This is a genomic window from Rhizobium sp. 01N447_2, assembly GCF_056399245.1.
The window spans coordinates 1-26657 of sequence record NZ_JBFTQY010000072.1 but is presented as its reverse complement, the minus strand read 5'-3'; the positions used below and the strand labels follow the sequence as shown (position 1 = coordinate 26657).

23 protein-coding genes are annotated in these 26657 nt (G+C 61.2%); 16 read left to right on the top strand and 7 right to left on the bottom strand.

Going from position 1 to position 26657, the window contains the following annotated elements; all coding sequences use genetic code 11:
• Position 1 precedes the first annotated feature (1 nt).
• Positions 2–898: a LysR family transcriptional regulator gene (locus AC1ECN_RS31520; RefSeq protein WP_018069641.1), complete on the top strand. Its 897-nt coding sequence runs from the start codon at positions 2–4 to the stop codon at positions 896–898.
• Between the two features lie 83 nt (positions 899–981).
• Here AC1ECN_RS31520 and AC1ECN_RS31515 read toward each other — a convergent pair whose 3' ends face one another.
• Together AC1ECN_RS31515 and AC1ECN_RS31510 are read right to left on the bottom strand one after the other, a co-directional pair.
• Positions 982–1728, bottom strand: coding sequence for an SDR family NAD(P)-dependent oxidoreductase (locus AC1ECN_RS31515; protein ID WP_130725992.1), 747 nt, complete (start codon positions 1726–1728; stop codon positions 982–984).
• A 40-nt stretch (positions 1729–1768) separates the two neighbouring features.
• Positions 1769–2161, bottom strand: a complete 393-nt coding sequence (locus AC1ECN_RS31510; RefSeq protein ID WP_130687317.1) for a DoxX family protein — start codon at positions 2159–2161, stop codon at positions 1769–1771.
• 158 nt (positions 2162–2319) lie between these two features.
• Between AC1ECN_RS31510 and AC1ECN_RS31505 the strand changes: the two genes are divergently transcribed.
• Positions 2320–2700, top strand: a complete 381-nt coding sequence (locus AC1ECN_RS31505; RefSeq protein WP_018069644.1) for a winged helix-turn-helix transcriptional regulator — start codon at positions 2320–2322, stop codon at positions 2698–2700.
• A 176-nt stretch (positions 2701–2876) separates the two neighbouring features.
• Here the strand turns inward: AC1ECN_RS31505 and AC1ECN_RS31500 are convergent, their stop codons facing one another.
• A complete protein-coding gene (locus tag AC1ECN_RS31500) occupies positions 2877–3371 on the bottom strand; it encodes an Lrp/AsnC family transcriptional regulator (RefSeq protein WP_018480227.1) in 495 nt (164 codons plus the stop codon).
• A gap of 151 nt (positions 3372–3522) precedes the next feature.
• On the opposite strand from AC1ECN_RS31500, the gene AC1ECN_RS31495 reads away from it, so the two are divergent.
• Positions 3523–3729, top strand: a complete 207-nt coding sequence (locus tag AC1ECN_RS31495) for a hypothetical protein (protein WP_018480226.1) — start codon at positions 3523–3525, stop codon at positions 3727–3729.
• A gap of 28 nt (positions 3730–3757) precedes the next feature.
• Positions 3758–7465, top strand: coding sequence for a trifunctional transcriptional regulator/proline dehydrogenase/L-glutamate gamma-semialdehyde dehydrogenase (putA, locus tag AC1ECN_RS31490; protein WP_130725991.1), 3708 nt, complete (start codon positions 3758–3760; stop codon positions 7463–7465).
• Between the two features lie 282 nt (positions 7466–7747).
• On the opposite strand, the gene AC1ECN_RS31485 is transcribed toward putA, so the two are convergent.
• The 4 genes from AC1ECN_RS31485 to AC1ECN_RS31470 all read right to left on the bottom strand — a co-directional run bounded on the left by AC1ECN_RS31485 (position 7748) and on the right by AC1ECN_RS31470 (position 12325).
• Complete coding sequence (locus AC1ECN_RS31485) at positions 7748–8947, bottom strand: mandelate racemase/muconate lactonizing enzyme family protein (RefSeq protein ID WP_130665584.1); 1200 nt, start codon at positions 8945–8947, stop codon at positions 7748–7750.
• A gap of 16 nt (positions 8948–8963) precedes the next feature.
• The gene (locus tag AC1ECN_RS31480) at positions 8964–10325 is read right to left on the bottom strand and encodes a mandelate racemase/muconate lactonizing enzyme family protein (protein ID WP_018480223.1); all 1362 of its coding nucleotides are present in this window, start codon (positions 10323–10325) and stop codon (positions 8964–8966) included.
• A 69-nt stretch (positions 10326–10394) separates the two neighbouring features.
• Positions 10395–11561 (bottom strand): mandelate racemase/muconate lactonizing enzyme family protein, encoded by a 1167-nt coding sequence (locus AC1ECN_RS31475; protein ID WP_018069650.1) that lies wholly within the window; start codon positions 11559–11561, stop codon positions 10395–10397.
• 53 nt (positions 11562–11614) lie between these two features.
• Positions 11615–12325, bottom strand: a complete 711-nt coding sequence (locus tag AC1ECN_RS31470; protein ID WP_024322990.1) for a GntR family transcriptional regulator — start codon at positions 12323–12325, stop codon at positions 11615–11617.
• Positions 12326–12532: 207 nt separating this feature from the next.
• Between AC1ECN_RS31470 and AC1ECN_RS31465 the strand changes: the two genes are divergently transcribed.
• From AC1ECN_RS31465 to AC1ECN_RS31410, 12 genes are all read left to right on the top strand, one after another.
• Complete coding sequence (locus AC1ECN_RS31465) at positions 12533–14011, top strand: ABC transporter substrate-binding protein (protein WP_018069652.1); 1479 nt, start codon at positions 12533–12535, stop codon at positions 14009–14011.
• Positions 14012–14084: 73 nt separating this feature from the next.
• Complete coding sequence (locus tag AC1ECN_RS31460) at positions 14085–15044, top strand: carbohydrate ABC transporter permease (RefSeq protein ID WP_017967551.1); 960 nt, start codon at positions 14085–14087, stop codon at positions 15042–15044.
• Positions 15041–15931: a carbohydrate ABC transporter permease gene (locus AC1ECN_RS31455; protein WP_018069653.1), complete on the top strand. Its 891-nt coding sequence runs from the start codon at positions 15041–15043 to the stop codon at positions 15929–15931. Before AC1ECN_RS31460 ends, AC1ECN_RS31455 begins: the two co-directional genes overlap by 4 nt.
• Positions 15932–15942: 11 nt before the next feature.
• Positions 15943–17040, top strand: coding sequence for an ABC transporter ATP-binding protein (locus AC1ECN_RS31450; protein ID WP_024322992.1), 1098 nt, complete (start codon positions 15943–15945; stop codon positions 17038–17040).
• 33 nt (positions 17041–17073) lie between these two features.
• Positions 17074–18237 (top strand): mandelate racemase/muconate lactonizing enzyme family protein, encoded by a 1164-nt coding sequence (locus AC1ECN_RS31445; RefSeq protein ID WP_477955114.1) that lies wholly within the window; start codon positions 17074–17076, stop codon positions 18235–18237.
• Between the two features lie 21 nt (positions 18238–18258).
• Positions 18259–19008 (top strand): ribonuclease activity regulator RraA, encoded by a 750-nt coding sequence (locus tag AC1ECN_RS31440; protein WP_027687941.1) that lies wholly within the window; start codon positions 18259–18261, stop codon positions 19006–19008.
• Positions 19009–19178: 170 nt separating this feature from the next.
• Positions 19179–20189 carry a LacI family DNA-binding transcriptional regulator gene (locus tag AC1ECN_RS31435; RefSeq protein WP_018069657.1) on the top strand — a complete coding sequence of 337 codons (1011 nt, stop codon included), beginning with the start codon at positions 19179–19181 and terminating at the stop codon, positions 20187–20189.
• Positions 20190–20235: 46 nt separating this feature from the next.
• Positions 20236–21528: an ABC transporter substrate-binding protein gene (locus AC1ECN_RS31430; RefSeq protein WP_130665760.1), complete on the top strand. Its 1293-nt coding sequence runs from the start codon at positions 20236–20238 to the stop codon at positions 21526–21528.
• 73 nt (positions 21529–21601) lie between these two features.
• A complete protein-coding gene (locus tag AC1ECN_RS31425; RefSeq protein ID WP_130725990.1) occupies positions 21602–22534 on the top strand; it encodes a carbohydrate ABC transporter permease in 933 nt (310 codons plus the stop codon).
• On the top strand, positions 22527–23420 hold the full coding sequence (locus tag AC1ECN_RS31420; protein WP_018480211.1) for a carbohydrate ABC transporter permease: 894 nt from the start codon (positions 22527–22529) through the stop codon (positions 23418–23420). The genes AC1ECN_RS31425 and AC1ECN_RS31420 overlap by 8 nt, the downstream gene beginning before the upstream one ends.
• A gap of 2 nt (positions 23421–23422) precedes the next feature.
• Positions 23423–25123 (top strand): glycoside hydrolase family protein, encoded by a 1701-nt coding sequence (locus tag AC1ECN_RS31415; protein WP_477955111.1) that lies wholly within the window; start codon positions 23423–23425, stop codon positions 25121–25123.
• A gap of 13 nt (positions 25124–25136) precedes the next feature.
• Positions 25137–26183 carry an ABC transporter ATP-binding protein gene (locus tag AC1ECN_RS31410; RefSeq protein ID WP_130698662.1) on the top strand — a complete coding sequence of 349 codons (1047 nt, stop codon included), beginning with the start codon at positions 25137–25139 and terminating at the stop codon, positions 26181–26183.
• Positions 26184–26657 lie beyond the last annotated feature (474 nt).

Sequence of the window (26657 nt, the reverse complement as noted above, 5' to 3'; positions counted from 1 at the left end):
AATGCGGCGCGACGAGTTCACGGAAATGCGTGCGTTTCTGGAGGTGGCTCAGGAGCGGAGTTTCACCCGCGCTGCATCAAAGTTGGGAGTCACGCGCTCGGCGCTGAGCCATACGATCAGCGCGCTCGAAGCCCGGCTCGGCGTCCGGCTTCTCTCCCGCACGACGCGTGACGTGGCTCCCACGGCGGCCGGTGCCCGGCTCATGGAAACTATCCAGCCGCATTTCGAGAGCATCGCCGCCGGGATCAGTGCCCTCGGCGCGCTGCGCGACAAACCTTCGGGCACAGTCCGCCTCGTATGTCCCGATGATGCCGTGGAGCTGGTCTTCCGTTCGAGGCTGCCGGCATTTCTACGGGATTACCCCGATATCGCGGTGGAACTCATCATCGACAACGGTTTCACAAATATCGTGGAGCGCCAATTCGATGCCGGCGTGCGGCTCGGCGAAGCGATTGCGCGCGACATGGTGGCCGTTCGCATTGGACCCGATATCTCTTACGCCGTGGTCGGATCACCCGAATATTTTGCAACCCGCACTGTGCCTTCGACCCCGCATGACTTGACGGAACACAATTGCGTCAACCTGCGTCTTCCGACGTCAGGCGCTCTCTATGCCTGGGAGTTTGAAAAGGATGGCCGCGAGTTCAGCGTTCGTGTGGAAGGCCAGCTCGTGATGAGCAACATAGGGCCGGCGATCAATGCCGCTCTCGATGGCGCGGGGCTGTCTTATGTGCCGAGAGACCTCGTCCGGCAATATTGTGACAGCGGTCAACTGAACGAAGTGCTCGCGGATTGGGCGCCAACATTCCAAGGGTATCATCTCTACTACCCCAGCCGGCGCCATCCATCCCCTGCTTTCTCCGCCTTCGTCGAAGCCTTTCGCTACCGGCATCGGTAACCAACACTCATGTCGGGAGGCTCTGCCGGACAACGGGGCGCAACACGCTGCGCCCCTTGCTCATCGACGGTTGCCGAAGGCTGTTACCGTGCGCTGTCGATGATTGCGCCGCCATCTGGGGTAAGGCTGTATCCCGTAATGAATTGGGAATCCTTGCTGGCCAGGAACAGCACCACCGGGGCAATGTCGTCTTCCGGCGAGCCGAAACGAGCGAGGGCGTTCGTTGGGGGAGGAACATCCTTTTCCGCAGCACCCCAGGTGTCCGCGACCGGCAGAACGTTGTTTACGGTGATGTTGTCGGCACCCCATTCGCGTGCGGCCGTGCGAGTCAGCGCGCGCACCGCCTCCTTGGCCATGTTGTACGGACCGTAACCAGCCAACCCCACGGTGCCGGCCATCGAACCGAAATTGATGATCCGCCCTTCTCCACCTTCTCTAAGGTGAGGATAGCAAGCCTGCATGAAGCGTAGATATGCGATCGGCCCGGTGTCGAAGTTCCGTTGCAGTTGCTCGAGCGAAAGGTCGATGACCGAAGACAAGACCGCAGAACCATCGAAAGCATTGTTCACGAGAATGTCGATKCGGCCGTATGCAGCGACAACCTTGTCCACCGCGGCCGTGATCTGATCGGCTTCACCGACGTCGCAGACGACGCCGAGCGCGTTGCCGCCCGCTTCGACGATATCCGCGACAACGCGATCGACGCCTTCGGATGTCCGAGAAAGAATTGCGACCTTCGCGCCTTCGGCCGCAAACAGCTTTGCGGTGGCGCGGCCAATGCCGCGGCTTGCGCCGGTGACAACGGCAACTTTTCCATTGAGTCGACCCATGTGTATCTCCATTTGATAAGGCTTGGGAATCTTCGAGGCGTCAGAGGGCGGCGGCCTTGATGTAAGGGGAAGGGAGGTCGCGGGCGTCGTTCTGCGTCATGAACGACGTGATCAGCAGCGCCAGGCCGATCGCCGCTGGCAGAGCGCCGACAGGTTTTCGAACGCCGATATGCGCGAGACCCGATAGCAGCAGGTGAAAGAAGATGCCGGCATAGGCGAGATCGCTGAGCGGCACGCTGACGCGCGAAAGGATCGCAACCGGGCCGAGGACCTTAGCAATGATCATGAACGGAACGAGGTTGTTCGCGCTGTATCCGAGTTCCGTCAGCGCCTCACGAACCCACTGTTTCTTTGTGGCATACATGTAGGCTGAAGCGAGGTAGAGCACGGATAGAAGTGCCGTGCTGATCCAGTATCCGTAAAATTCAAGCATAGGTTCATCCCTGTCGCTGCCCACGCAGCAACATTCCTCTCGTCGAGTCTGTCGGTTTCTATGCGAGAGGCGCTCCTTTTACTGCGCCCCTGATGCACGGATGGAAAATGTCGTCTAAGATCTATCTTTGCAAGTAGGATGAATTACTTGCAGCTAGTATGGAAAACCAGACTATGGCCGATGGCGAAATCAATATGCATGAGGAGATGCGTCGCGCATTCGCGCTGCTCTCCGGCAAATGGAAGCTGGAAATCATGTGGCTGCTCCATCAGCGGGTCCACCGGTTTGGCGAACTGAGAAAGGCTATTCCAGGCATCACCCAACACATGCTGACGGTGCAACTCCGCGAGCTCGAAGCAGACGGCCTCGTGTCCCGCACCATCTTTGCGGAGGTTCCTCCGCGCGTCGAATATGAGATCACGAAAAAAGCGCGGGGCCTCGGCCCCACCATGGAAGCCTTGACGGCATGGTGGAATGAGTACGGCAAGAGTGTGCCGGTGAAACCGAGCGCACGCGGTCGGAAAGCCAGAGATGGCTGAACTGCCTGGGGAGCGATTGCTACCCTTGCTGCAACCGCTTTGGCGCGATGGCCGACGACAATGAATATATCGCAGCTCGTCCGGCGGCAAATTGGACGGATTATGCGCAGCTCGGTCGGCGCGCATTTTGGATTCTGCGGCAACTCACCGGCAGGTGGACATCCCAAGGATCACATTCACGAAAAACTCGAACCGGACTTGTCCCAGCCTTCCTTGACCGTTTCCATCGCGACGTTCGTCGATGTGCTGGCAACATGGGGCAGTGTCGAGATGCGCTCGCCCAGAACCCGACGGTAGCGGCCGATATCGCGGGTGCGGATCTTTAAGAGATAGTCGAACCTGCCTGCAATCATATGGCACTCTTCGACTTCCCCGATCTTCTTGATGGCATCGTTGAAGCTTTTCAGCGCATGCTCGCGGGTATCGGAGAGTTTCACTTCGACGAAAGCAATGTGGTCGAGCTGCATTTTCGACGGATTGAGGATGGCCTTGAAGCCTTCGATGTATCCTTCGCTGATCAGCCTTTTGAAGCGGATCTGGCATGGCGTCTTCGACAATCCGACACGCGTAGCCAGATCGGTGATCGACAGCCTTCCGTCCTCGGCGAGTGCGGCGAGGATTTTTCTGTCGAACTGGTCCAATTCACTAAAGATGTCAGTTTCTGTGGCCATTTGAACTCTCGATGACGCATTAATAAGTTCATACGGCCTAGAAACTGTAAAAATCAAGTGAGATCGCGATTTGTGGCTGTGATAGATTAGGTGCCGGGCGAAAGAGCGCTGTGATCGGTATCGGCGCCGACTTCAAAACGGGGGATCATACATGCATGACAACGAAGCGGATGATGACCAAAAACCCGACCTGCTCGTTCACTACCGGCCGGTGGCAATAAGGGCTGTGGCGGCGGCACTGACCCTCAAGCGCGACAAGCCGAATGCGCGCTCGCTGCACGAGACGGAATATTCCGGCCCCGCTTTCACGGATGATGAGCATTGGGACGATGAGCCCGCTGTTCCATTTATCCGCTAGACCAAACATCGATTGAATAGGGACTTCCATGTTGAACGCAGCGACCCCCTCCACGCCCTCCCAAGATGCCGTCGACGGCGCGCCGTTCTCCGGCTTTGCCCCACCGATCCGACCGCAATCCCAACTTCGCCAGGCCATCACGGCAGCCTATCGCCGGCCGGAAACCGAATGCCTGCCGCCTCTTGTGGCAGCAGCGCGCGTCTCCGAGGCAAAACGCTATGATATCCGCAGCACGGCCCGCAGCCTGATTGAAGCGTTGCGCGCCAAGCACAAGGGGACCGGTGTCGAAGGGCTGGTGCAGGAATATTCGCTCTCCAGCCAGGAAGGCGTGGCGCTCATGTGCCTCGCCGAAGCGCTGCTGCGCATTCCCGATACCGAAACGCGGGACGCGCTGATCCGCGACAAGATCGCCGAGGGCAACTGGACTTCCCACATCGGCGGCGGAAAATCCATGTTYGTCAACGCCGCCACCTGGGGCCTCGTCGTTACCGGCAAGCTGACTTCGACGGTCAACGACCGAAGCCTGTCGGCAGCGCTGACGCGGCTGATCGCGCGCGCCGGCGAGCCGGTCATCCGTCGCGGCGTCGATATGGCGATGCGCATGATGGGCGAGCAGTTCGTCACCGGCGAAACAATCGCGGAGGCGCTGAAGCGCGCCCGGCCACTGGAAGCACGCGGCTTCCGCTATTCCTACGACATGCTGGGCGAGGCCGCGACGACGGGCGCCGATGCCGAGCGTTATTATCGGGATTACGAAAAGGCGATCCACGCCATCGGCAAGGCGTCGGACGGGCGCGGCATCTATGACGGCCCGGGCATATCGATCAAGCTCTCGGCCCTGCATCCCCGTTACGTGAGGTCGCAGGCCGGCCGGGTGATGAGCGAGCTGCTGCCGAAGCTCAAGGCGCTGGCGGTTCTCGCCAAGACCTATGATATCGGCCTCAATATCGACGCCGAGGAGGCCGATCGGCTGGAGCTTTCGCTTGATCTCCTCGAGGAGCTTTGCTTTGCCCAGGAGCTGACCGGATGGAGTGGGCTTGGCTTCGTCGTGCAGGCCTATGGCAAGCGCTGCCCCTTCGTCCTCGACTACATCATCGATCTGGCACGTCGTTCCGGGCGCCGGATCATGGTCCGTCTCGTCAAGGGCGCCTATTGGGATGCGGAGATCAAGCGCGCCCAGCTGGACGGGCTCGACGACTATCCGGTCTATACTCGCAAGATCTACACCGATGTCGCCTACGTCGCCTGCGCGCGCAAGCTGCTCGATGCTCCGGATGCGGTCTTCCCGCAATTTGCCACCCATAATGCGCAGACGCTCGCCACGATCTATCGTCTGGCGGGTCCTGATTTCACCGTCGGCAAATACGAGTTCCAATGCCTACATGGCATGGGCGAACCGCTCTACGACGAGGTCGTCGGGAAGGAAAAGCTGGACCGGCCCTGCCGCATCTATGCGCCTGTGGGAACCCATGAGACGCTGCTCGCCTATCTGGTTCGACGCCTTCTGGAAAATGGCGCCAATTCCTCCTTCGTGCACCGCATCTCCGATCCGAATGTCTCGGTCGAGGCGCTGATCGCCGATCCCGCCGAAATCGTCGCGGCCATGCCTGTCGTTGGCACGCCCCACGTGCAGATCGCCTCGCCAAAGGCTCTTTACGGCAACGCCCGGGCCAATTCCGATGGTCTCGATCTCTCGAACGAGGCCACCCTTTCGGATTTGGCTGAGGCGCTCACTTCTACGGCTGCTGCCCCGTGGCATGCGCTTCCCCTCCTTGCCGACGGCTCTACCGATGGGGTGACACGCGATGTTCTCAATCCTGCCGATCACCGGGATGTCGTCGGCACGGTGACCGAAGTGAAGGTCGAGGAGGCAGCGCGCATCGTCCGCATGGCTGCGGAGCACGCGCCGCAATGGGCCGCAGTGCCGCCGGCCGAGCGTGCCGCCTGCCTGGAGCGGGCGGCCGATATCATGCAGGCCCGCATCAAGGTGCTGATGGGCATCGTCATGCGCGAGGCCGGCAAATCTGCCGCTAATGCCGTCGGTGAAGTGCGTGAGGCGATCGACTTCCTGCGCTACTATGCCGAACAGGCCCGCAAGACCCTCGGCCCCTCGCATGCGCCCCTCGGTCCGGTCGTCTGCATCAGCCCGTGGAATTTCCCGCTGGCGATTTTCACCGGACAGGTCGCCGCAGCGTTGGTGGCCGGCAATCCCGTGCTTGCGAAACCTGCCGGCGTCACGCCGATCATCGCTTCGGAGAGTGTGAAAATCCTTCACGAGGCGGGCGTGCCGGTCGGTGCCTTGCAGTTCGTGCCCGGCAGCGGCCGCCTCGGCGCCGGCATGGTCGGGGCTCCGGAAACGGCAGGCGTCATGTTTACCGGGTCGACCGAAGTTGCCCGCATGATCCAGGCGCAGCTGGCGGAACGGCTGTCAGCAGGCGGCAAGCCGATTCCGCTGATTGCCGAAACCGGTGGCCAGAACGGCATGATCGTCGACTCCTCGGCATTGGCCGAGCAGGTGGTGGCCGACGTCATTGCGTCTGCCTTCGACAGCGCCGGTCAGCGCTGCTCGGCGCTCCGGGTTCTCTGCCTTCAGGACGATGTCGCCGACAGGACCCTCAATATGCTGAAGGGCGCCTTCCGCGAGCTGACGATCGGCCGGACCGATCGGCTGAGCATTGATGTCGGCCCAGTCATCAACGATAGCGCAAAGACGGAGATCGACCAGCATATCGAGCATATGCGCGGCTTGGGCCGCAAGGTGGATCAGCTGCCGTTGCCCGAAAGTGCGGCGGCGGGAACGTTCGTTCCGCCGACGATCATCGAAATCAAGTCGCTGTCGGACCTGACGAGGGAGGTCTTCGGACCGGTTCTGCATGTCATCCGCTTCAAGAGAAACGGGCTCGACCGTCTGATCGACGACATCAACGCATCGGGTTATGGTCTCACATTCGGGCTTCACACCCGGCTTGATGAAACGATCGCGCATGTGACCAGCCGGATCAAGGCCGGAAACCTCTACGTCAACCGCAACATCATCGGCGCCGTCGTCGGCGTGCAGCCATTCGGCGGCCGCGGCCTGTCGGGAACGGGTCCGAAGGCCGGCGGTCCGCTCTATATCGGCCGGCTGGTGCAGCGTGCGCCCGTGCCGCCGCAGCAGGACTCCGTTCATACGGACCTCGCTCTTCGTGACTACATCGTCTGGCTCGACAAGAAGGGCTTGTCGGGCGAGGGGGAAGTGGCGCGTGGATATGCAAGCCGCTCGGCACTCGGGCTCGAACGTGAACTCACCGGTCCGGTCGGCGAACTCAATCTCTACGCGCTCCATCCCCGCGGTCGTATTCTCCTCGTGCCGCAGACGGAGGGCGGGCTTCACCGCCAGATCGCCGCAGCCCTATCGACCGGCAACCACATCGTCGTGGACGCGGGTTCCCTATCGAAATCAGTCCTGGCGGACCTTCCGGCGGCTGTCGCCGGCCGGATTTCCTGGACATCGGATTGGGAAAAGGACGGGCCGTTCTCCGGTGCCCTCGTCGAAGGGGATCGCGACAGGGTTCTTGCCGTCAATCAGAAGATCGCTCACCTGCCCGGTCCGCTTCTGCTGGTCCAGGCCGCGACGGTCGAGGAATTGGCGAGCGATCCCGAAGCCTATTGCCTCAATTGGTTGCTGGAGGAAGTGTCGACGTCGATCAACACCGCGGCTGCCGGCGGCAATGCAAGCCTCATGGCCATCGGCTGAGTGACAAGACGAGGGCGCAGAAAATGCGCCCTCGGCCGCATATTGCATGCGCCGATGAAACTCGAGACGGAAAAGAGGCCCTCCTCCGGGGGTCAATCTCGATACGTCGGCCTATAAGGGCGTCGGGCGGCGGCGATCCCGTCGCGACACGGGCCTGCAGAGTCCGCGCGGAGCCCGATCTCCTTTCCCATACCGGCGGGGCTTACTGAGCGCTGCATGACCCGAAGCGTGTCATCCCAGTCATTTGCGTAGACGATTCACCTCATGCAGGTGGAGGGAGGTTCAGTCGAAGAAGCCCGCATCCTCTTCCCTGAGATATCTCCTGGCCGCTTCGGCGTCGATATCGAGGCCCAGCCCCGGCGCTTCCAGTAGGTCCACCATGCTGTCCTTCACGATCTGCGGCGGCAAGCCGATTACCAGATCCTCCCACCAGGGGTCGGAGGCGCTCGGATATTCGAACGCGATGTAATTTGCCGGCAATGTGGCGCAGACGTTGATCAACGCGCCGAGCCCCAGCAGGCCGTTGGCGGTGCCGTGCGGTGCCATCAGGATCGAGTGCATGTAGGCGTGCTCGGCGACCCATTTGAGCTCGGCAATGCCGCCAATATCGGCTGGATCGGGGCCGATGACGCGCACCGCCTGCGTCTCGATCAGTTCCTTGAAATTGTGTCGCAGGTAGATCTGCTCACCAGTGTGGATTGGCGTCGAGGTGGAGGTTGTCAGTTCCCGATAGGCCTGCGGATTGACCCACGGCACGTAGTCGCCAGTCAGCATGTCCTCGAGCCACATCAAATTGTACTTCTCGACGGCGCGAGCGAACTTGATCGCATCGGGCAGCATCCAGCCCGGGCCGCAGTCGAGCGCCAGGCTGACTTTGTCGCCCAGCACTTCCTTCATCGCGATCACGCAGTCGAGCATGTGATTGAAACCGCGCTCGCTGATCATGCCCTGATCCATCGCGCCGTGATAGCCGGCCTTCTTCTGCGTCACGCCGTAGTGGAAGTCCTCGATGGTGTCCTTCATGTTGGAGTGGAACGAGATTCCTTGCTTGACCATGAAGAAGTTCTGCGGCTGCTCCATCATCCATTTGACGTCAGCGGCGTAATCCTCCGGCCGGTCGCCCGTGCGTTTCTGGCGAATCGAGCCATTGTAGACGCGCACCTTGTCGCGCACCTTGCCGCCGAGCAGTTTATAGACGGGCACGCCCGCGGCCTTGCCGGCAATATCCCACAGCGCATGCTCAATAGCGCTCACCGCCGCGCCGTACGGCTTGAAAGAGCCGCGTTGGCGGATCTTCAGCATGACTCTCTCGACGTCGGTCGGGTTCTCGCCGATCAGCGCCTCGCGGAAATGCAGCACAAAGGGCTTGAGGTAGGACTTGGTGAATTCGACTTCACCCAAGCCATGGAGGCCCTCGTCCGTCACGATGCGGACGATCGGGTGTTTGCCGATAACGGCACAGCGGAGGTCGGTGATCTTCATCTTCGGTCCTTTTGCCTCAGCTCCAGGTGCGATCCCAGGAATACTCATCGTCCCAGCGATCCGTGGGCTGCCAAATGCCGGTGACACCCGGCTGCAGATGCTGCGAGATCACCTCGTCGACGACATCGTCAATCCCCAGGCCCGGCTTGTCCGGAACAGTGATAAAGCCGTCCTTCACCAGTGGCTTGGGAAGGCCGGTGACGATATCGTCCCACCAGTCGACATCGACAGAGTGGTATTCGAGCGCCATGAAGTTTTCGGTCGCGGTCGCGACATGGGCCGCGGCCATGGCGGCGATTGGACTTTCTGCCATGTGGATGGCCATGGCGACACCATGGTCCTGCGCCATATCTCCGATCTTTTTGGTCTCGAGGATGCCGCCGCTGGTGAGCAGGTCTGGGTGGATAACGGAGAGGCCGCCGCTCTTGAGCAGAGGCTCGAAGCCCTCCTTGAGGTATATGTCCTCGCCGGTGCAGATCGGCACCGTAGTGGCGTCCTGCAGTTGTCGGTACTGCTCGGTATACTGCCATGGGATCACATCCTCGAGCCAGGCTGGCACGTATTTTTCAATTCGCCTGGCAAGGCGAATGCCGTTCTGCACTGAGATGTGGCCGATGTGGTCGATGGCGAGCGGAATATCCATGCCGATGACCTCACGAACCTCGGCAATGTATTGCTCAAGGAAGTCGAGGCCCTTGTCGGAAAAGTGGAGGCCGGTAAACGGGTGCGGGACATTATGCAAATCGTACGCAGCGTTGCGGACGCGCCGCTCTTCAATGGTCTTCAGCGGGCCTCGGCCGGGGTGGTCGCGGTACCCTTCAAGTGAGCCGGCAGGAGACACGACCGCACCGGGCACATCCGCGATCTGCATCAGCCCCAGATCCATCTTGAGAAAGGTGAACCCAAGCTCCATGCGTTGCTTGAGGCGCCTGCCGGTCTCGGTGCCGCTCGGCACCGTGGCGTCGGTGTCGCAGTAGACGCGCACTTTCTCCCGAAACCGGCCGCCGAGCATCTGGTAGATGGGGACGCCATAGGCCTTGCCGGCAAGATCCCACAACGCGATTTCAACCGCCGATACGCCGCCGCCTTGCCGGCCGTGCCCGCCGAACTGCTTGATCCGGCGAAACAGGCGGTCGATGTTGCAAGGGTTCTCGCCAAGCAGCCGGCTCTTCAGCATCAGCGCGTAGGTGGCGCTGGCGCCGTCGCGCACCTCGCCAAGCCCGACGATGCCCTGGTTGGTGTAAATCTTGAGCAGCACCGAGGTGAACGGCGCGCCGACAATTTCAGCTACCCGCATGTCGGTGATGCGAAGGTCGGACGGCTTGGAATGCGTGTTCACCCGATTGAGCGCCTCGTCGGCTCCATCTGCCTCTGGCATTATTTATCCTCGTTCTGGTCGGCGGGGCTCGTCGCCGCGCACCGCTGCGGCGGCGTAGTGCGTTGCTAGCTAGTCCAGCTCTATCTCGTGGCTTTGAAGGTAGTCGCGGTTCATTTCAACGCCGAGACCAGGCTTGGGCGTAAGCTTGAGGCTGCCGTTCGAAACATCGAGTGGTCTGTCGATGAGGTGATCGTATTTGCCCAGGTTCCACTCTGACGTTTCGAGTTTGTAGAAATTAGGAACGGTCATCATCACCTGCGCTCCCGCAACCACGTTGATCGGCCCTGCGGCGTCATGCGGCGAGACCGGGATGTAGTAGGCTTCGCATAGGGCAGAAATCTTCTTGAGTTCGGTAATGCCGCCGGTCCAGGTGACATCAGGCATGATGTAGTCGGCGAGCCTGTTTTCGAGCACCGGCACGAAATCCCACTTCGTGTGGCCGCGCTCGCCCCATGAGATAGCGGCGCTGACCTTCTCACGGACCTGTCTGAGAGCGTTGAGGCTCTCCGGTGGACAAGGCTCCTCGAACCAGTCGATCTGACCAGCTTCCTCGAGGCTCCGACAAAGGCGAATGGCGGTGGGAACGTCGAACCGGCCATGCGCATCGATGAGGATGTCGACATCAGAGCCCGCCGTTTCGCGGATCAGAGCCGTGAGTTCGGCGGCCTCGCGCTCATCCTTGCGGGTCATGCTGCCATCGAGGTAGCCGTCCCGCTGTTCGCGAGGCTGTCCATCGGCGGTGCGGCCCTGGTGGGGGAAAGGATCGAACTTGAGCGCAGTGTGGCCGGACTCGACGATGTCTCGAATTTCCCGGACTACGGCCTCCTTGCTGGTGAACTTGGCTTGGTTGGGATGGGTGTAGAGCGCGATTTCATCGCGGACCGGTCCGCCCAATAGCTCGTAAATCGGCTGACCAAGAACTTTGCCTCGGATGTCCCAAAGGGCGATGTCGATGGCGCTTACGCATTCGACGGCGGCGCCGCGACTGCCCATGTAGGTGAAGCTGCGGAATATCTTGTGCCACAGATACTCGATACGCGCCGGGTCCTCGCCTGTTACAGCGGCACCGATCTGCCGCAGGATCGTGCAGAGGGCGCGATTGGCGAGCCTTGTCGTGGTGGTGATCTCTCCCCAGCCGCTCACCCCCTCGTCGGTCGTCACCTCAACGAACAGATACTCTCCCCAATAAGAAGCATCGGATCTGATTAGCCACGGCCGGACGCTGGTGATTTTCATCTCAACTGCCTTTACTGAAATGGTCGGGATAACGATATTCCAGGCTATGTATTCTATCCTGCCCGAGCGGCGTTACGCGCGCGCATGTGTTCGAGGATGTGCCGGCCGGAGCCCTCGACATGGCGTGCAATGAGTTCGGCTGCCTCGTTCGCATTTCCCGCTTTGACATGCGCGATGAGCTCGCGATGCTCGCTAAGGATCGCGGCACGCCGGGCGAGCGTGAAGTTGAAACGCCGGCTCACGGCTCGAAGCACTTCGCGATGCTTCCACCAAAGCTCGGCGGCATGGCGGTTGTAGTGCTTTTGGTACATTACGGTGTGAAAGGCGGTGTCCAGCTCGCTGTGCCTGAACGTGTCGGCGAAGTCGTTGTCTTCGATCAGGCCTTGGATGCGTTCGAGTTCAGCAATGTCCTCGACGGTGGCCATATTCACGAACCATCGCGTCAGTGCCGGCTCGATCAAGACTCCTATCTCGTAGATGTCCCGAACAAAATCCTGATCTATGGGCCGCACGCGCGCGCCGCGGTTGGGAACGAGGGTGACAAAGCCTTCCCCGCGCAACAGTTGCAGAGCCTCGCGCACGGGGTTGGTTGAGGTGCCGTGGCGCCGGGCGAGGTCGGTGACCACAAGCCGCTCGTTGGCAGCGAGCCGCCCTTCGATGATGTCTTCCCTGATCAGTTGATAAAGCGAGGCGCCCTCGCTGGAGGCCCCGATAGCGTCGATCCCTTCGGGTGGCATTGCTTTAAAATCGCTTGTTCCGGCCAAGACGGTCCCCAATCAATACACATATTGCTCGGATATCATGCGAAGCTTCCATAAACAATGTACGATTTCTTTGATTGACAGACAATCTTCAATCTGAAAACGTATGATTAGGTCGAAGGGATACATTAGGTGGAAAGTCCCGCGGCCGGGGAGCAAAGACCGCTCGCCTCGACGCAGAGCGGCATGGGAGAACCTGGAGGATACCTTATGACGAGGATTTCACTCGGCCGTGCGGTACTGCGCGGCACTGTCTGCACTGCTTTGATGGTATCGTTGATGTCCGCGTCCGCGCTGGGTGCGCCGGTCGACTTGAGCAAGTGGTCGCCGCAATATGTGCGCTCCATTGCCGGCACAGAGGATTTTGACACGGCCGCCGATTGCGCCAAGGTCACCCCGCTCGACTACAAGGGGCGACTGACGTTCTGGTATCAGGGCGTCTTCGAGGGCGACCCCGACCTCCTGCGCCAGTATTACAAGGAGTTCTTCGAGACCTTCCGCAAAACCTATCCAAACATCCAGCTTGAGGAACAAGCCCTCACCTATAACGACCTGCTGGACAAGTTCCGGACCGCGCTCCTTGGCAATGCAGCGCCCATGGCGGTCCGCCTGCAAATCCTGGGCGGCACCGAGTTCGCCTCAAAGGGCTATTTGCAGCCGCTCAAACCCGAGGATGTAGGGTATTCGACCGAGGATTTCTGGCCCGGCGCAATGAAGGCTGTAACCTGGGACGGGGTGACCTACGGCATTCCAACCAACAACGAGACGATGGCGTTCATCTGGAACGCCGACATCTTCAAACGTGCAGGCCTCGATCCGGACAAGGCTCCGGCAACCTGGGACGACGTCGTCAAGGATTCCCAGCAGATCCACGACAAGCTCGGCATTGCCGGTTACGGCCTCGTAGCTCGCAAGAATGCCGGCAATACGCCGTATCGCTTCATGCCGCAGCTGTGGGCCTATGGCGGCGGCGTCTTCGACGAAGCTACCGCCAACCCGACCTATAAGAAGGTCGAGCTCAATAGCCCGCAGAGCAAGGCGGCGCTGCAAGCCTCGTACGATATGTATGTTCGCGACAAGTCGGTTCCGGTTTCGGCGCTCACCAACCAGCAGGCCGACAACCAGCCCCTCTTCCTCGCTGGCCAGCTCGGCATGATGATCTCGCACCCGTCCGACTACAACGTCATGCTCGACCTGCAGAAAAAGGCGACGGGTACCGACAAGGACAAGGCGCAGACCGTCATCGACAACATGCGCTACGGTCTGATTCCGACTGGCCCCGACGGCAAGCGTGCCGTCGTGTTTGGCGGTTCCAACATTCACATCCTGAAGCCCGAATATGTCGAGGGCGGCAAGGTAGACGAGCCGGCTGCAAAGGCTATCATCTGCATGTGGACGAGCCCTGAATGGTCGCTGAAGATGGCCTATGCCGGCTCGAACCCGGGAAACCTTAACGGCTTCAAGACCAAATGGATGAAGGAACGCCTGGACAAAATCAAGTTCCTTGATGTCACGACTTCGATGCTGCCATACGGTATCCCGTTCCCGGCGCTGCCACAGTCGCCCGAGATCATGAACATCATCGTCCCGGACATGCTGCAGAATGCCCTGACCGGAGCCATGACGGTCGACCAAGCAGCGGATGACGCAGCCAAGAAGGTGAAAGACCTGATGGACGGCGGACTCTAGTCCAAGCCTGACGATCTGACCGGCTGCGCCTCGATTGCAGCCGGTTTGTTCCCAAGAATAAGGGCAGGGCACAGTGACGATCTTGACTGGCAAGGCCGAGGCTCGCCGAAGACTGCAACCCGACGGGTCCAGCGTGCTGCGAAAAATTTGGGAGCATCGCGCTGACTACGCGTACGTGCTTCCTGCGATCGCTGTGATGCTCATCGTCATAGCCTATCCGATCTATTATACGATCGAGCTGTCGTTCTTCAATACGCCGCCGGGCCTGCAGCTCCGGGACAAGACTTTCATCGGCCTCGGCAACTACACCGCCATCCTCACAAGTCCGGTGTTCTGGACGGTCACCTCGAACACTCTTATCTGGACACTGGGATCCACTTTCATCTCATTTGTCCTGGGGTTTGCCAGCGCCCTGGCGCTCCATCGCGACTTTGTCGGCCGTGGCATCCTGCGCGCCGTCCTGATCATTCCCTGGGTTATCAGCGCGGTCGCCGCGTCCTATATCTGGAAGTGGATCTACCATTCGGACTTTGGGATTATCGGCGCGGTGCTGGTCGGCCTCGGATTGGCCGACAGGCCGCCGAATTTCATCGACAGCGTCAGCACAGTGCTGCCCTCCCTGATCGTCGTCAATATCTGGCGGGAGTTTCCGTTTGCCATGATCATGATGATGGCTGGCCTGCAGACGGTTCCCGATCAGTTGCTGCGCGCCGCAAAAGTTGACGGAGCCAATGCATGGCAGCGGTTCTGGCACGTCACCTTCCCGCACTTGAGAAACGTCTCGACGGTGACGATCCTCCTGCTGGCAGTGGCCAACTTCAATTCATTCATCATCCCTTGGATCATGACCGGCGGCGGGCCGTCGAACGCATCACATATCTGGATCACCCACATCTATGAGCTCGCCTTCGGCCGCCAGCGCTGGGGGGTAGCATCGGCCTATTCGGTGCTGCTGTTCCTGATCCTGATGTCGCTCGGCTACTTCTACGTCCGTGCGCTAAGCGGTAACGAGCGGAAGGATGGGAGCGCATGAGCACGATTGCCGAGACTGCTCCTCGAGGCAAGGCCCGTCGCCGTATACGCATCGACGGATGGCGGTGGGGCGGACGCATCTTCCTCGTGTTCATGCTGCTTTACACCGCGTTGCCGATGATCTGGATGCTGATCACCTCGATCAAGTCCGGCTTCGCGGCCATGCAATTCCCGCCGCAATGGTGGCCTGACCAACCCACCCTTGCCAGCTACCAGAAGCTGCTCGATCCGCAAAACAGCGTTGGCCAGGACTTCCTCCGCTTCTTCTGGAACAGCCTTTTCGTCTCCACCGCCACGACCATCCTTTCGGTCATCGTGGCAGTTCCTGCGGCCTACGCTTTTTCGCGCTTCACCTTCCCGGGCCGAAACTTTCTGTTCTTCGCCGTCTTGCTTCGCAACATGTTCCCGGCCGTGATCTTTCTCGTGCCGCTCTTCATCCTGATGCGCGCGATCGGGCTGGTGAACACGCATGCGTCGCTCATCCTCACCTACCTCACATTCGGCCTGCCGCTGGCGATCTGGCTCCTCAAGGGCTTCTACGACAACATCCCGGTGCAGCTCGAGCAGGCGGCGCGCATCGACGGAGCGACGCGGTTCCAGGCCTTTGTCCTGATCGTGATGCCGCTCTCGGCGCCAGGAATCATCGCCACGGCGATCTATGCCTTCATCGGCGCGTGGAACGAGTACATCTACGCCTACACCTTCCTCTCCAAGAACGACCAGTTGACACTGCCGGTCGGCATCCAGCGCTTTTTCTCGGAAAATACGACGGACTTTCCGGGCCTGATGGCGGCCAGCTTTATGATGAGCGTGCCCGTCGTGGTCCTGTTCCTCGTCCTGCAACGATACTTCGTACGCGCCCTTACAGAAGGCGCAGTCAAGCACTAGAGGAGTTGCCGGTGGCCCACGTGGTCCTCAAAGATCTGGTCAAGACCTATGGCAGCTTCAAAGCTGTCAACAATGTTTCGCTGACGGTCAACGACGGCGAATTCGTTGCGCTCGTCGGCCCTTCAGGCTGCGGCAAGACGACCACGCTCAATCTGGTAGCGGGGCTGATCCCCATCACATCGGGCGACATCGTCATCGGCGACCGGGTGGTCAACGACCTCGACCCMAAGGACCGGGACATCGCAATGGTGTTCCAGAACTACGCACTCTATCCGCAGAAATCGGTCTACAAAAATCTGGCGTTCCCGCTGCAGATGCGCAAACTGCCAAGGGACGAGATCGACAAGAAGGTCAAGGAAGCAGCGCGAGTGCTCGACATGACGCAGTTGCTCGAGCGCAAGCCACGCGAACTTTCGGGCGGGCAACAGCAGCGCGTGGCGCTCGGCCGTGCCCTCGTTCGCGATCCGGCGGTATTCCTGATGGATGAACCACTCTCCAACCTTGACGCGAAGCTGCGCGTGCAGATGCGCTCAGAGATCAAGCGCTTCCACCAGGACCTCAAGGCAACGATCATCTATGTGACGCACGACCAGCTCGAAGCCGTGACCATGGCCGACAGGATGGCGGTGATGAACGGCGGCTACCTGCAGCAATACGATTCACCGGCGCAGGTCTTTGCCCATCCGGTGAACATGTTCGTCGCCAGCTTCGTCGGCAGCCCGGCGATGAGCCTTGTTCCGCTGGAGGCGTCAACGGCAAGCGGCAACACTGTGTTGACCAGCGCGGAGGGCTGGCGCCTCGAGCTCTCGCCAGAAAACGCTCAGAAGGTCTCAAGGGCAACAACCAAGAAGGTTGTGCTCGGCGCACGTCACTCGACGATCAAGCTGCACAAGAGTGCGATGCCTGGAAGCGTCCCGGCCAAGGCCTACACGGTGGAGCCGACCGGAGACGTCACCTTCGTCCAGGCGTTTCTTTCCGGCGCCATCGTCAACGTCAGCGTGCCGCCGACCATTGCCGTTGCGCCCGACGAGCAGATTTGGCTCGAGTTCGACCAAGAGCGGATGCATCTGTTCGACGGCGAAACAGAAATGGCCCTCAAGGCCAACTGAGATCAAGCGGATGCGTGTGAAACGAGGGCGTGGATGACTACGAAGCTTAAAATCACGGCGATCAAGCCCTATCCGGTATGGGTAGGAACGCGCAACCAGATGCTCGTCAAGGTCGAGACTGACAACGGCATCTTCGGCTGGGGCGAGAGCGGCTTGAGCGGTCGCGAGAAGGCCGTGGCCGGCGCGATCGAGCACTATCGCGAGTTTCTCATCGGCCGCGACGCGATGCAGATTGGTCGGATCTGGCAAGAAGTCTATCGTAGCCAATACTTCGAAGGCGGGCGCGTTCTGCAGGCGGCGATTTYCGCCATCGACATTGCCCTTCACGACATCAAGGGCAAGGCGTTGGGGGTGCCGGCCTACGACCTGCTGGGCGGCAAGCAGCGCGACCGCATTCCTACCTTCGCCTCGACCGGTGACGAGGCCGAAGGCGATGTTGCCATCGAACGAGCCCGCGAACTACGCGCACAGGGGTGGCAGGCGATCCGCTTCTTTCCCATCGGGCAAAACAGCAAGGACATCTTTGAGCCGCGCGAATCGATCGGCACTACCGCAAGCATGCTAAACAAGGCGCGCGAGGCGCTGGGCGACGACGTCGTCCTCGGCATCGACTATCACCATCGGCTGTCGGTGGCAGAGGCGGCGAGCTTCTGCAACAAGCTCGGCCGTGGCGTGCTTGATTTCCTCGAGGAGCCGATACGGGACGAGACACCCGAGGCCTACGAATCCCTGCGCACGATGACCGACATCCCGTTCGCCATCGGCGAGGAATTTGCCAGCAAGTGGCAATTCCTGCCCTACATCGAGCGCGGCATCCATCAGTTCAACCGGCTCGATGTTTGCAATGTTGGCGGGCTCACCGAAGCGATGAAGGTGGCTGGCTGGAGCGAGGCGCACTATGTGGACCTGATGCCGCACAATCCCCTCGGCCCAGTCTGCACGGCCGCAACCATCCATCTCGCCGCCGCGGTTCCGAATTTCGCTTGGCTCGAGACCAGGGCGCCCGAAGCAAAGCTGGGCTTCGATAATTCCGACTTCTTCCCCGTGCAGCCACGGCTCGACGGCCCCGACTATCCGGTCAGCGATCTGCCGGGGCTCGGCGTCGAGGTCAATGAAGAGGCGGTCAAGGCGGAGAGCTTTCGTTTCTGGGAAGCGCCTCACCTGAAGCGCCGCGACGGTTCTGTCACCAACTGGTAGTTTCATCCACCGGAGTCTAAAATGACCCATACTCCCGACATTACGCGACCGCCCAAAGACCTGATCGACGCACTGAAGGAAATTGGCGCCGCGACGGTTGCCGGCACGCTTGGCCACATGGGCTTCCGCAATCCGCACATGGTCGGTCCCGTGCCGCAGAACCGCGGGAAGTCGATCGTCGGTCCGGCGCTGACGCTCCAGTTCATGCCGCAGCGGCCGGACCTCTTCACCGAGGGAGAATATGCCGATCCGGAGACGCAGTTGCACCGGCACGTGCTCTATCACGCGCAGGAGGGCGATGTGGTCGTGGTCGACGCGCGCGGCGACATGAGCTCGGGCGTCTTTGGCGATATGATGTCGACGTATTTCAAAGGCAGAGGCGGCGCTGGCATCGTAATCGACGGGTGCATGCGCGATCGGCCCAATGTCGAGAAGCTAGATCTCCCCCTATGGCTGCGCGGCTGGACTCCCAACTACCATGTGCAGACCAGCATCTATCCCAATGCCGTCAACGTTCCGATTGCCTGCGGCGGTGTCACGGTCATCCCCGGCGACATCATCGTCGCCGACGACGACGGGGTGGTGGTGCTTCCAGTCGCAATGGCCTCGAAGGTCATCGAAGAATCGCAAAAGCATCACGATTGGGAGGAGTTCTCGCGAGCGAAGCTTATGGAGGGCGGGTCGTTGCAGCGCTACTATCCGCTGCATGACGATGCCCGCGGAGAGTACGAAGAGTGGCGCAAAACAAACCGCTTGGAGAACCGAAGTTAGCCTTTCGATTACCGGAGGCGGGCGGCGACCTGCCGCATCGACTTGCGCACCGCGTCGAGAAAGGCTGGCGTTCTCCCTCAATTGCCAGCGGAACGTCGAGCAGTGCGCGTAATATCCGCTTGACAAAACGCGTCCTCTGCCACTATTGGGTAATCGRTAACCCAAGGAGGATGGTGAAGATCGTGGCAGTCTCGCTTTCTGACATCGCGGAACGTGCGGGCGTCTCGGTAAAGACGGTTTCGGGCGCATTGCACGGCGGCTCCGCCCGCATGTCGGACGATACGCGCCAGAAGATCAAGGCCATTGCGGAAGAACTCGGCTACGTGACCAACCTTGCGGCGCGTGGCGTTCGTCAGGGCTGGCTGCCGCTGGTCGGCGTCGTCTCCGACGGCCTCATCACTTCGCCCTTCGCCACCGAGATCGTGCGTGGCCTCGACGGGGCGGCCCGCAGCGCCGGCATGGCGGTCTTTGCGGTCAACCACAGAAGCGGCCAGTCTATCGGCTCGGTGCTCGACGAGGTGCAGCAGTTCCGGCCGCGCGCCGTTGCTTATGCCGCCATGTACCACAAGCATGTCGCCCTGTCGGACAGGTTGGCGGGCGCCGTCGGCGTCATGATCAACTGCCGCGAGGCTGCCGGCCGCGTCACCGCGCTGGTGCCGGACGAAGAGGGCGGCGCGCGGGAGATCGTGCATTATCTGCTCGTCGCCGGCCGCCGACGCATCGCCTTTATCAACCTGCCGGGCATTCTCGCTGGCACGCTGCGCGAGGTGGGGTTTCGTGCGGCGCTTGAGGAGGGGGGCATCGACCCCGTCGGCGTGTTGCCGGCGGTGCGCCGCAGCGTCTACAGCGACCGCGCGCCAAGCCTTGTTGCCTCTCATGTGGAGGCGCTTCTGAAATCCGGTCAACGGCCGGACGCCATCCTGTGCGGTAATGACCGCGTGGCGATGGAAGTCTATGCGGCGCTCGCCCGCGCCGGCCTTCGCATTCCGGATGATATCGCGGTGGCAAGCTTCGACAACCAGGTCGAGCTTGCCTCGCGGCTGGACCCGCCGTTGACGACGATGGCCCTGCCGCACCGCGCCATGGGCCGCCTTGCCATGGAGATCCTCCTGGCCGAGCAGCCCGAACCGCCGCATCTGCGGAAACTGCCGTTCCATCTGGTCGAACGGGCATCCGTCTGAACATCGAATAGTGTCTAACAGGAGGAGAATATCAATGAGCATTTCAATGGGTAATCGTTTACTTTATGCACTCCTAGCGTCCGCCGCGCTGGTCGCAACCGCCGGTTTTGCCGAGGCGAAGACTGTCATCCACGTTATGCACCAGGGCGATCCCGGCTGGGTGAAGGCCTATGGCGACGTTGCCGCCCGCTTCGAGGCCGCCAATCCTGATGTCGACATCGAGATGATCTACGCGCCGCACGATGCCTATAACGAAAAGTTCAGCGCCGCCGTCATGGCCAAGCAGTTGCCCGATATCATGGAACTCGATGCTCCGTTCCTCGCCAATTATGTCTGGTCCGGCTATCTGCAGGCCGTCAAGCCGCTCATTGACAAGGACCTGCTCGATGACATGACGGATTCGAATATCGCCCAGGGCACCTATCCGATCGACAAGGACCTCTATGCGATCGGCCTAACCGACTCCTCGGTCGTGCTCTACGGCAATAAGAAATATCTTGAAGCCATTGGCGCCCGCATTCCGAAATCGGTCGACGATGCCTGGACCCGCGAGGAATTCGAAGGCTATCTCGAAAAGCTTTCCAAGCTTGAAGGCGTGAAGTGGCCGATCGACACCTTCCGAGGTTACGGCATCAAGACCGAGTGGATCACCTATGCCTACGGCCCCCTGCTCGAAAGCGCCGGCTGCGACCTGATCGACCGCAAGACTTGGAAGGCCAGCGGCACGCTCGATGGCGAGCCCTGCGTCAAGGCGCTGACGATGATGCAGGACTGGGTGAAGAAGGGCTGGGTCGTACCGACTTCGTCGGGCACCAACCAGTTCTACGCCGAGGGACAGCCGGCCGCGCTCGCCATGGGCGGCCACTGGTTCTACGCGGAGGCATCGGCAGCGATGAAGGACAATATCGTCGTCATGCCGCTGCCAAAGATCGGCGACAAGGGCGTGAGCCCGAACGGAACCTGGATCTGGGGCATTTCCGCGACCTCGGAAAACCCTGAGATCGCCGGCAAGTTTCTGAGCTTCCTGCTGAAGGACAAGGAGTACCGGGAGTACGCCAAGACCCAGTCCGCCTATCCGGGCCTGAAAAGCTTCGCCGCCGAATCCCCGCTCTATGCGGAAGGCGGTCCGCTCGCCATCGCCTTTGAGCAGGCTTCCAAGACCGCGATCGCCCGTCCGCCGCACCCGGCCTATCCGACGATCACCTCGGCCTTCATGCAGGCCGTCGACAAGATCTTCAACGGCGGTGACGCGCAGGAAGCGCTGACGGCCGCTGCCAAGAAGATCGACGAGGATATCGAGGACAACGCCGGCTACCCGCCCTTCGACGAGCAGCAGTAAGGGGTTTTGACGGGGCCGGCTCGTCCTGCCGGCCCTGGACCATCTCGGGAGGATAACCGATGAGGAGGAAACAATGACTTTGCAACAGGCCTCCACGCCCGCTTTGCGGCGTCCGGCGAAACGCCGCGACAAGCGGCGGCTCTGGCAGGAAATGGCGATGATCGCGCCTGCCGTTCTGCTTCTGGCGATATTCCTGATCGCGCCGTTCCTCTTGTCCTTCTGGACGGCGATGACCAATCAGCCGCTCGTGCCGCGCCCGACGCCGGTGCGCTTCGTCGGCCTGCTGAATTTCGAGCGCGTCTTCACCGATCCGCTGTTCTGGACCTCGCTGTGGAACGTTACGCGCTTCACCATCTGGGTGCTGCCGGTGCAGTGCGGCCTCGCCTTCCTGACCGCGCTACTCTTGCACCAGAAGCTGCCGATGCAAAACCTGCTGCGCGGCCTGTTCTTCCTGCCGGCGATCACCTCCATGGTGGTGGTCTGCGTCATCTGGGGCACGCTGTTCCAGTATCCGAGCGGGCCGCTCAACCAGATCGTCGGTTTCCTTTCCGGCGGCACGATCCAGCCGATCGACTGGCTCGGCGACCCCAACTGGGCGATGTTCTCCATCGTGTTGCTTTCAGCCTGGCAGGCCTATGGCTTTCAGATGATCATCTATCTCGCCGGCCTGCAGGGCATTCCCGAAGAACTATACGATGCCGCCCGCATCGACGGGGCAAGCGCGCTGCGACGCTTCTGGCACGTCACCATGCCCGGCCTTCACCCGACCCATGTCTTCGTGCTGGTCATCACGACCATCCAGGCCTTCAAGCTCTATACGCAGGTGGCGATCCTCACCCAGGGCGGCCCGAAGGAGAGCACCGAAACCGTTGTCCACTACATGGTGCGCGCCGGCTTCGAAGAGCAGAAACTCGGCTACGCATCGGCCGTTTCCGTCATCCTCTTCGTCATCGTTCTTCTGATCGCGCTCCTGCAACGCAAACTCCTGAGGCGCTTCGATGTCTGATATCGCTTTGAGCCAGCCCGCCCCGCTGGCAATCGCAAGGGGCAACGGCAAGAGAAGCCTGCGCATCGTGCAGAGCCTCTGCATCCTGGTCATTGCGCTGGTGATGATCTCGCCGCTGTTCATGCTGCTGATCGCCAGCCTGAAGGACGACCGCTTCCGCATCCTCGCCGACATGGGCAGCTTCCGCGCCTTCTGGGTCAGCGACCCGACGCTGTCGAACTACAAGGAGATCGCCCATTTCTCCGGCGAGCTGGCCTACGGCCGATATCTCTTCAATTCGCTGGTGATCCTCGTCGCCACCGTCGTCTCGGGTCTGATCGTCAATTCCATGGCGGGCTTCGTCCTGGCCTGGGGTTCGCTGCGCGGCAAGGCGGCGCTCTTGGCGCTGGTCGTCGCGCTCTATGTCATCCCGCAGGAAAGCATCATCATGCCGCTCGTCGTCATGATGTCGCGGGCGGGGCTGACGGATACATTCGCGGTGCAGATCCTGCCCTGGGTGGCAAGCCCGCTCTATGTTTTCCTCTTCTACCAGTTCTTCGCGCAGCTGCCGAAGGAACTCTATGAAGCGGCGGAAATGGATGGCGCATCGGCCTTCCGCATCTACCGGTCGATCTACATGCCGCTCAGCCTGCCGGCGCTCGCCACGGTCTCGATCCTCATGGGCATCGAAAGCTGGAACCAGTATCTCTGGCCGACGCTGGTCACCCAGACCGACTATGCGCGGCCGATTGCCGTCGCCATCGCCACCTTCTTCGGACAGGACAGCATCTACTGGGACCGCGCCATGGCCGCCTCGGTGCTGATGATGATCCCCGTCCTCATTCTCTATCTGGCTTTCCAGCGCTGGTTTGTCAGTTCATTCGTCGGCTCCGCCGTGAAAGGTTGATCATGTCTCTGCAGGCAAAATCCGAAACGTCAGCACCTGAAACCATCGAAGCGGAGCTGACCGAAGGCACGGTGCTGCATCTGTGGCTGAAGGCGCGCCATGGCGGCTGCGAGGCGAAGCTCTTCGTCGCCGTCGATGGCAACGACATCGGCGAGCCCTCGACCCGCCGCACGGGGGAATTTGAGTTCTTCGCTGTGACGCTCGCGAAGGGCGGTCGTGCCGCGCTGTCTTATGATGCGACAACCACAGCGCTCTCCGTCGCCTATGCCTTCCGGCCGGAAACCGTGATGAAGGAGGGCATCCGCGTCCTGCACAGCGATGCGCGCACCGCCGCCCCCGACGTGCCCGACAGCTACCACTTCCGCCCGCCCTTCGGCTGGATGAACGATCCGAACGGTTTTGGACGGTTCGGCGGAAACGTTCACCTCTTCTACCAGCATTATCCTCATGAGCCGCGCTGGAACACCATGCACTGGGGCCATGCCGTCTCGAAGGATTTCGTCCGCTGGACGCATCTGCCCATGTTCCTCTTCCCGGCGGCGCATCTATCGGAAAAGGACGATGGCCGCGGCGGTGCCTTCTCCGGCTCAGCGATCCCCGGCACCGGCCCAGAAGGCGAGGAAATCCGCGTCTTTTACACCGAGCATGTGCGTGACCGGCAACCGGAAGAGCAAATCCAGCTTTCCGCCGTCAGCCGCGACGGCATCGTCGCCGGCCCGTCGGAAACCATCATGCCGCTGCGCCCGGAAGGCTTGAACCTCACCACCGATTTCCGCGACCCCTATGTCTTCAAAGGCCCGGACGGTCGCTGGAAGATGCTGCTCGGCAGCCGTGACAGGCAGGGCGGCGTCGTACTGCTCTATGAAACCGCAGACGCGCAAGGCGCCGATGGCTGGACCTTCCTCGGCATCATCCATCGCGAGGACGGTTTCGGCATGACGGCGGCGGAATGCCCCTGCATTGTGCCGCTTTCCGGCAAAAACGCAGAAACCCGCTGGGCGCTGATCTTCGGTCTGCTCACCAGCCGCGACCCGGCCACCGGCCGCCGCAACCTCACCTCCGTCACCGTCGGCGGTTTCGATGGCCGCACCTTCACTGCGGAGTTCGAGCAGGAGTTGGATTTCGGTTCGGATGCCTATGCCTTCCAGGCCTTCGTTGATGGCGACGAGCCGGTCGGCATCGCCTRGCTCGCCAACTGGTCGGATTTTTCCAAGAGGGACGATTTCCCGACGACCATGACCCTGCCGCGCCGCGTGCTTCTCGACGGCGACACCGTGCTGACCCCGCCGATCGCAGCCGTCGAAAGCCTGCGCCATCGGTTGCTGGACGACACCGCACTTGCCGCCGGCAAGACCGTGCCGCTCGGCACCGGCGCCGTCGAGATCGTACTTGATCTCACCGAGCCGGGCGCCGCCTTCGATCTCACCTTCGATCATCCGGATGTCGATCTAGGCGTGAAACTCGATGCCGATGGTCTGGCGATTGTCTTCGACGCTCGCACCGGTAAGACGCCGCCACGTTACGTCGCCACCGGCGCGAAACCGTCGAGCCTGCGCATCTTCCTCGATGYCGGCTCCATCGAGGTCTTCGCTGACAACGGCCGCTGGACGGGGTCCAAACGCATTCCGGGCTTTGCCGCCGCACGTTCGGCAACGCTCACCGGCGCCGTCGCCGCGGCCGGCGTCTGGCAATTGAAACTGTGAGGGAGGACAGACAATGGCATCCGTAGCAATCGACCGGGTTCTGAAGCAATACGGCGCGGTCTCCATTATCCACGGGGTTTCCGCGAATATCGAGGACGGTGAGTTCGTCACGCTCGTCGGGCCGTCCGGCTGCGGCAAGTCCACGCTTCTGCGCATGCTGGCGGGGCTGGAGGATATCAGTGGCGGTGAAATCCGCATCGACGGCCGCGTCGTCAACGACGTCGCACCGAAGGAGCGCGATATCGCCATGGTGTTCCAGTCCTACGCGCTCTATCCGCACATGACGGTGCGCGAAAATATGGGCTTTGCGCTGAAGCTGCAGGGGCGCGATAAGGCGACAATCGACAAGCTGGTGAGCGAAGCCGCCGGCATTCTTGCACTTGAACCCCTGCTGGAGCGCCTGCCGAAACAGCTTTCCGGCGGCCAGCGCCAGCGCGTCGCCATGGGCCGCGCCATCGTACGCCATCCGAAGGTGTTCCTCTTTGATGAGCCGCTGTCCAACCTCGACGCCAAGCTGCGGGTGACCATGCGCAGCGAGATCAAGGAGTTGCATCACCGCCTTGGCACGACCATCGTTTACGTCACCCACGATCAGATCGAGGCGATGACCATGGCCGACAAGATCGTCGTCATGCGCGCCGGCCGCATCGAGCAGATCGGCAAGCCGCTCGATCTCTACGACCGCCCAGATAACACCTTCGTCGCCGCCTTCATCGGCTCGCCGTCGATGAACCTCTTCGAGGGTGGCGTCAGCGACGGCGGCTTCCGTATCGAAGGCGGTGTTTCCCTGCCGCTTCCCCCGCAATTGAGCCAAAGCGCGGCGCGCACCTACGGCATCCGCCCTGAGGACCTCGACATTGCGGAGACGGGCATTCCGGCCACCGTGCTGACTGTCGAGCCGACCGGTGCGGAGACCCATCTTTCGGTGCGTGTCGGCACGCAGACGGCAACCATCGTGCTGCACCGGCGGGTGGATATAAAGCCCGACCAGCAAATTCACCTCGCGCCCAAATCCGAGAAAATCCACCTCTTCTCCGCCGAAGGCAATCGGATAGGCTGATCCCCCGGCGCCTCCCGCTGAGCCGCGTCCGTCATTTGACGGGCGTGGTTCGGTGCCGGTGCCGTCCAGCCTTGCGACGTCTTGGTATTGGGTGTTCGGCCCTTCAGTTGATCGAATTGGCCAATTGCGCGGCGATCTGTTGCCACGGTTCGAATGTCTTCAAGAGCACCAAACGGGCGGGGCTTAAGGCTGAGTCGTGCCGAGTGCTGCGAGTCTTTCTCGCACCACCTATGTGGGAACTGGTATCTCGGAAGGATTTGGCTGGATTAGAGCGTTTCAGTTACGGTATCCGTAGGACTGCGAAGCGATTTGCGCGAGCGGGACAGGATCGTGTCCCATGGAGTGGTGTAGCTTCGGCGCTCGCCGTGCCTTCCGGACAGAGCCGGGAATGGATCAGCTTGCCGCTGGCAGGCTGATGAGCGGATCATCGCTCATAGTGGCGATTGTCTCAAGTGTCATGTAGCGGGATCGCTG

Excerpts from the sequence above, each read along its gene's own strand:
- AC1ECN_RS31520 (WP_018069641.1), top strand. The coding sequence starts at position 2 with ATGCGGCGCGACGAGTTCACGGAAATGCGTGCGTTTCTGGAGGTGGCT.
- AC1ECN_RS31510 (WP_130687317.1), bottom strand. The coding sequence starts at position 2,161 with ATGCTTGAATTTTACGGATACTGGATCAGCACGGCACTTCTATCCGTG.
- AC1ECN_RS31505 (WP_018069644.1), top strand. The coding sequence starts at position 2,320 with ATGGAAAACCAGACTATGGCCGATGGCGAAATCAATATGCATGAGGAG.
- AC1ECN_RS31500 (WP_018480227.1), bottom strand. The coding sequence starts at position 3,371 with ATGGCCACAGAAACTGACATCTTTAGTGAATTGGACCAGTTCGACAGA.
- AC1ECN_RS31495 (WP_018480226.1), top strand. The coding sequence starts at position 3,523 with ATGCATGACAACGAAGCGGATGATGACCAAAAACCCGACCTGCTCGTT.
- AC1ECN_RS31485 (WP_130665584.1), bottom strand. The coding sequence starts at position 8,947 with ATGAAGATCACCGACCTCCGCTGTGCCGTTATCGGCAAACACCCGATC.
- AC1ECN_RS31480 (WP_018480223.1), bottom strand. The coding sequence starts at position 10,325 with ATGCCAGAGGCAGATGGAGCCGACGAGGCGCTCAATCGGGTGAACACG.
- AC1ECN_RS31475 (WP_018069650.1), bottom strand. The coding sequence starts at position 11,561 with ATGAAAATCACCAGCGTCCGGCCGTGGCTAATCAGATCCGATGCTTCT.
- AC1ECN_RS31465 (WP_018069652.1), top strand. The coding sequence starts at position 12,533 with ATGACGAGGATTTCACTCGGCCGTGCGGTACTGCGCGGCACTGTCTGC.
- AC1ECN_RS31455 (WP_018069653.1), top strand. The coding sequence starts at position 15,041 with ATGAGCACGATTGCCGAGACTGCTCCTCGAGGCAAGGCCCGTCGCCGT.
- AC1ECN_RS31440 (WP_027687941.1), top strand. The coding sequence starts at position 18,259 with ATGACCCATACTCCCGACATTACGCGACCGCCCAAAGACCTGATCGAC.
- AC1ECN_RS31435 (WP_018069657.1), top strand. The coding sequence starts at position 19,179 with ATGGTGAAGATCGTGGCAGTCTCGCTTTCTGACATCGCGGAACGTGCG.
- AC1ECN_RS31430 (WP_130665760.1), top strand. The coding sequence starts at position 20,236 with ATGGGTAATCGTTTACTTTATGCACTCCTAGCGTCCGCCGCGCTGGTC.
- AC1ECN_RS31425 (WP_130725990.1), top strand. The coding sequence starts at position 21,602 with ATGACTTTGCAACAGGCCTCCACGCCCGCTTTGCGGCGTCCGGCGAAA.
- AC1ECN_RS31420 (WP_018480211.1), top strand. The coding sequence starts at position 22,527 with ATGTCTGATATCGCTTTGAGCCAGCCCGCCCCGCTGGCAATCGCAAGG.
- AC1ECN_RS31410 (WP_130698662.1), top strand. The coding sequence starts at position 25,137 with ATGGCATCCGTAGCAATCGACCGGGTTCTGAAGCAATACGGCGCGGTC.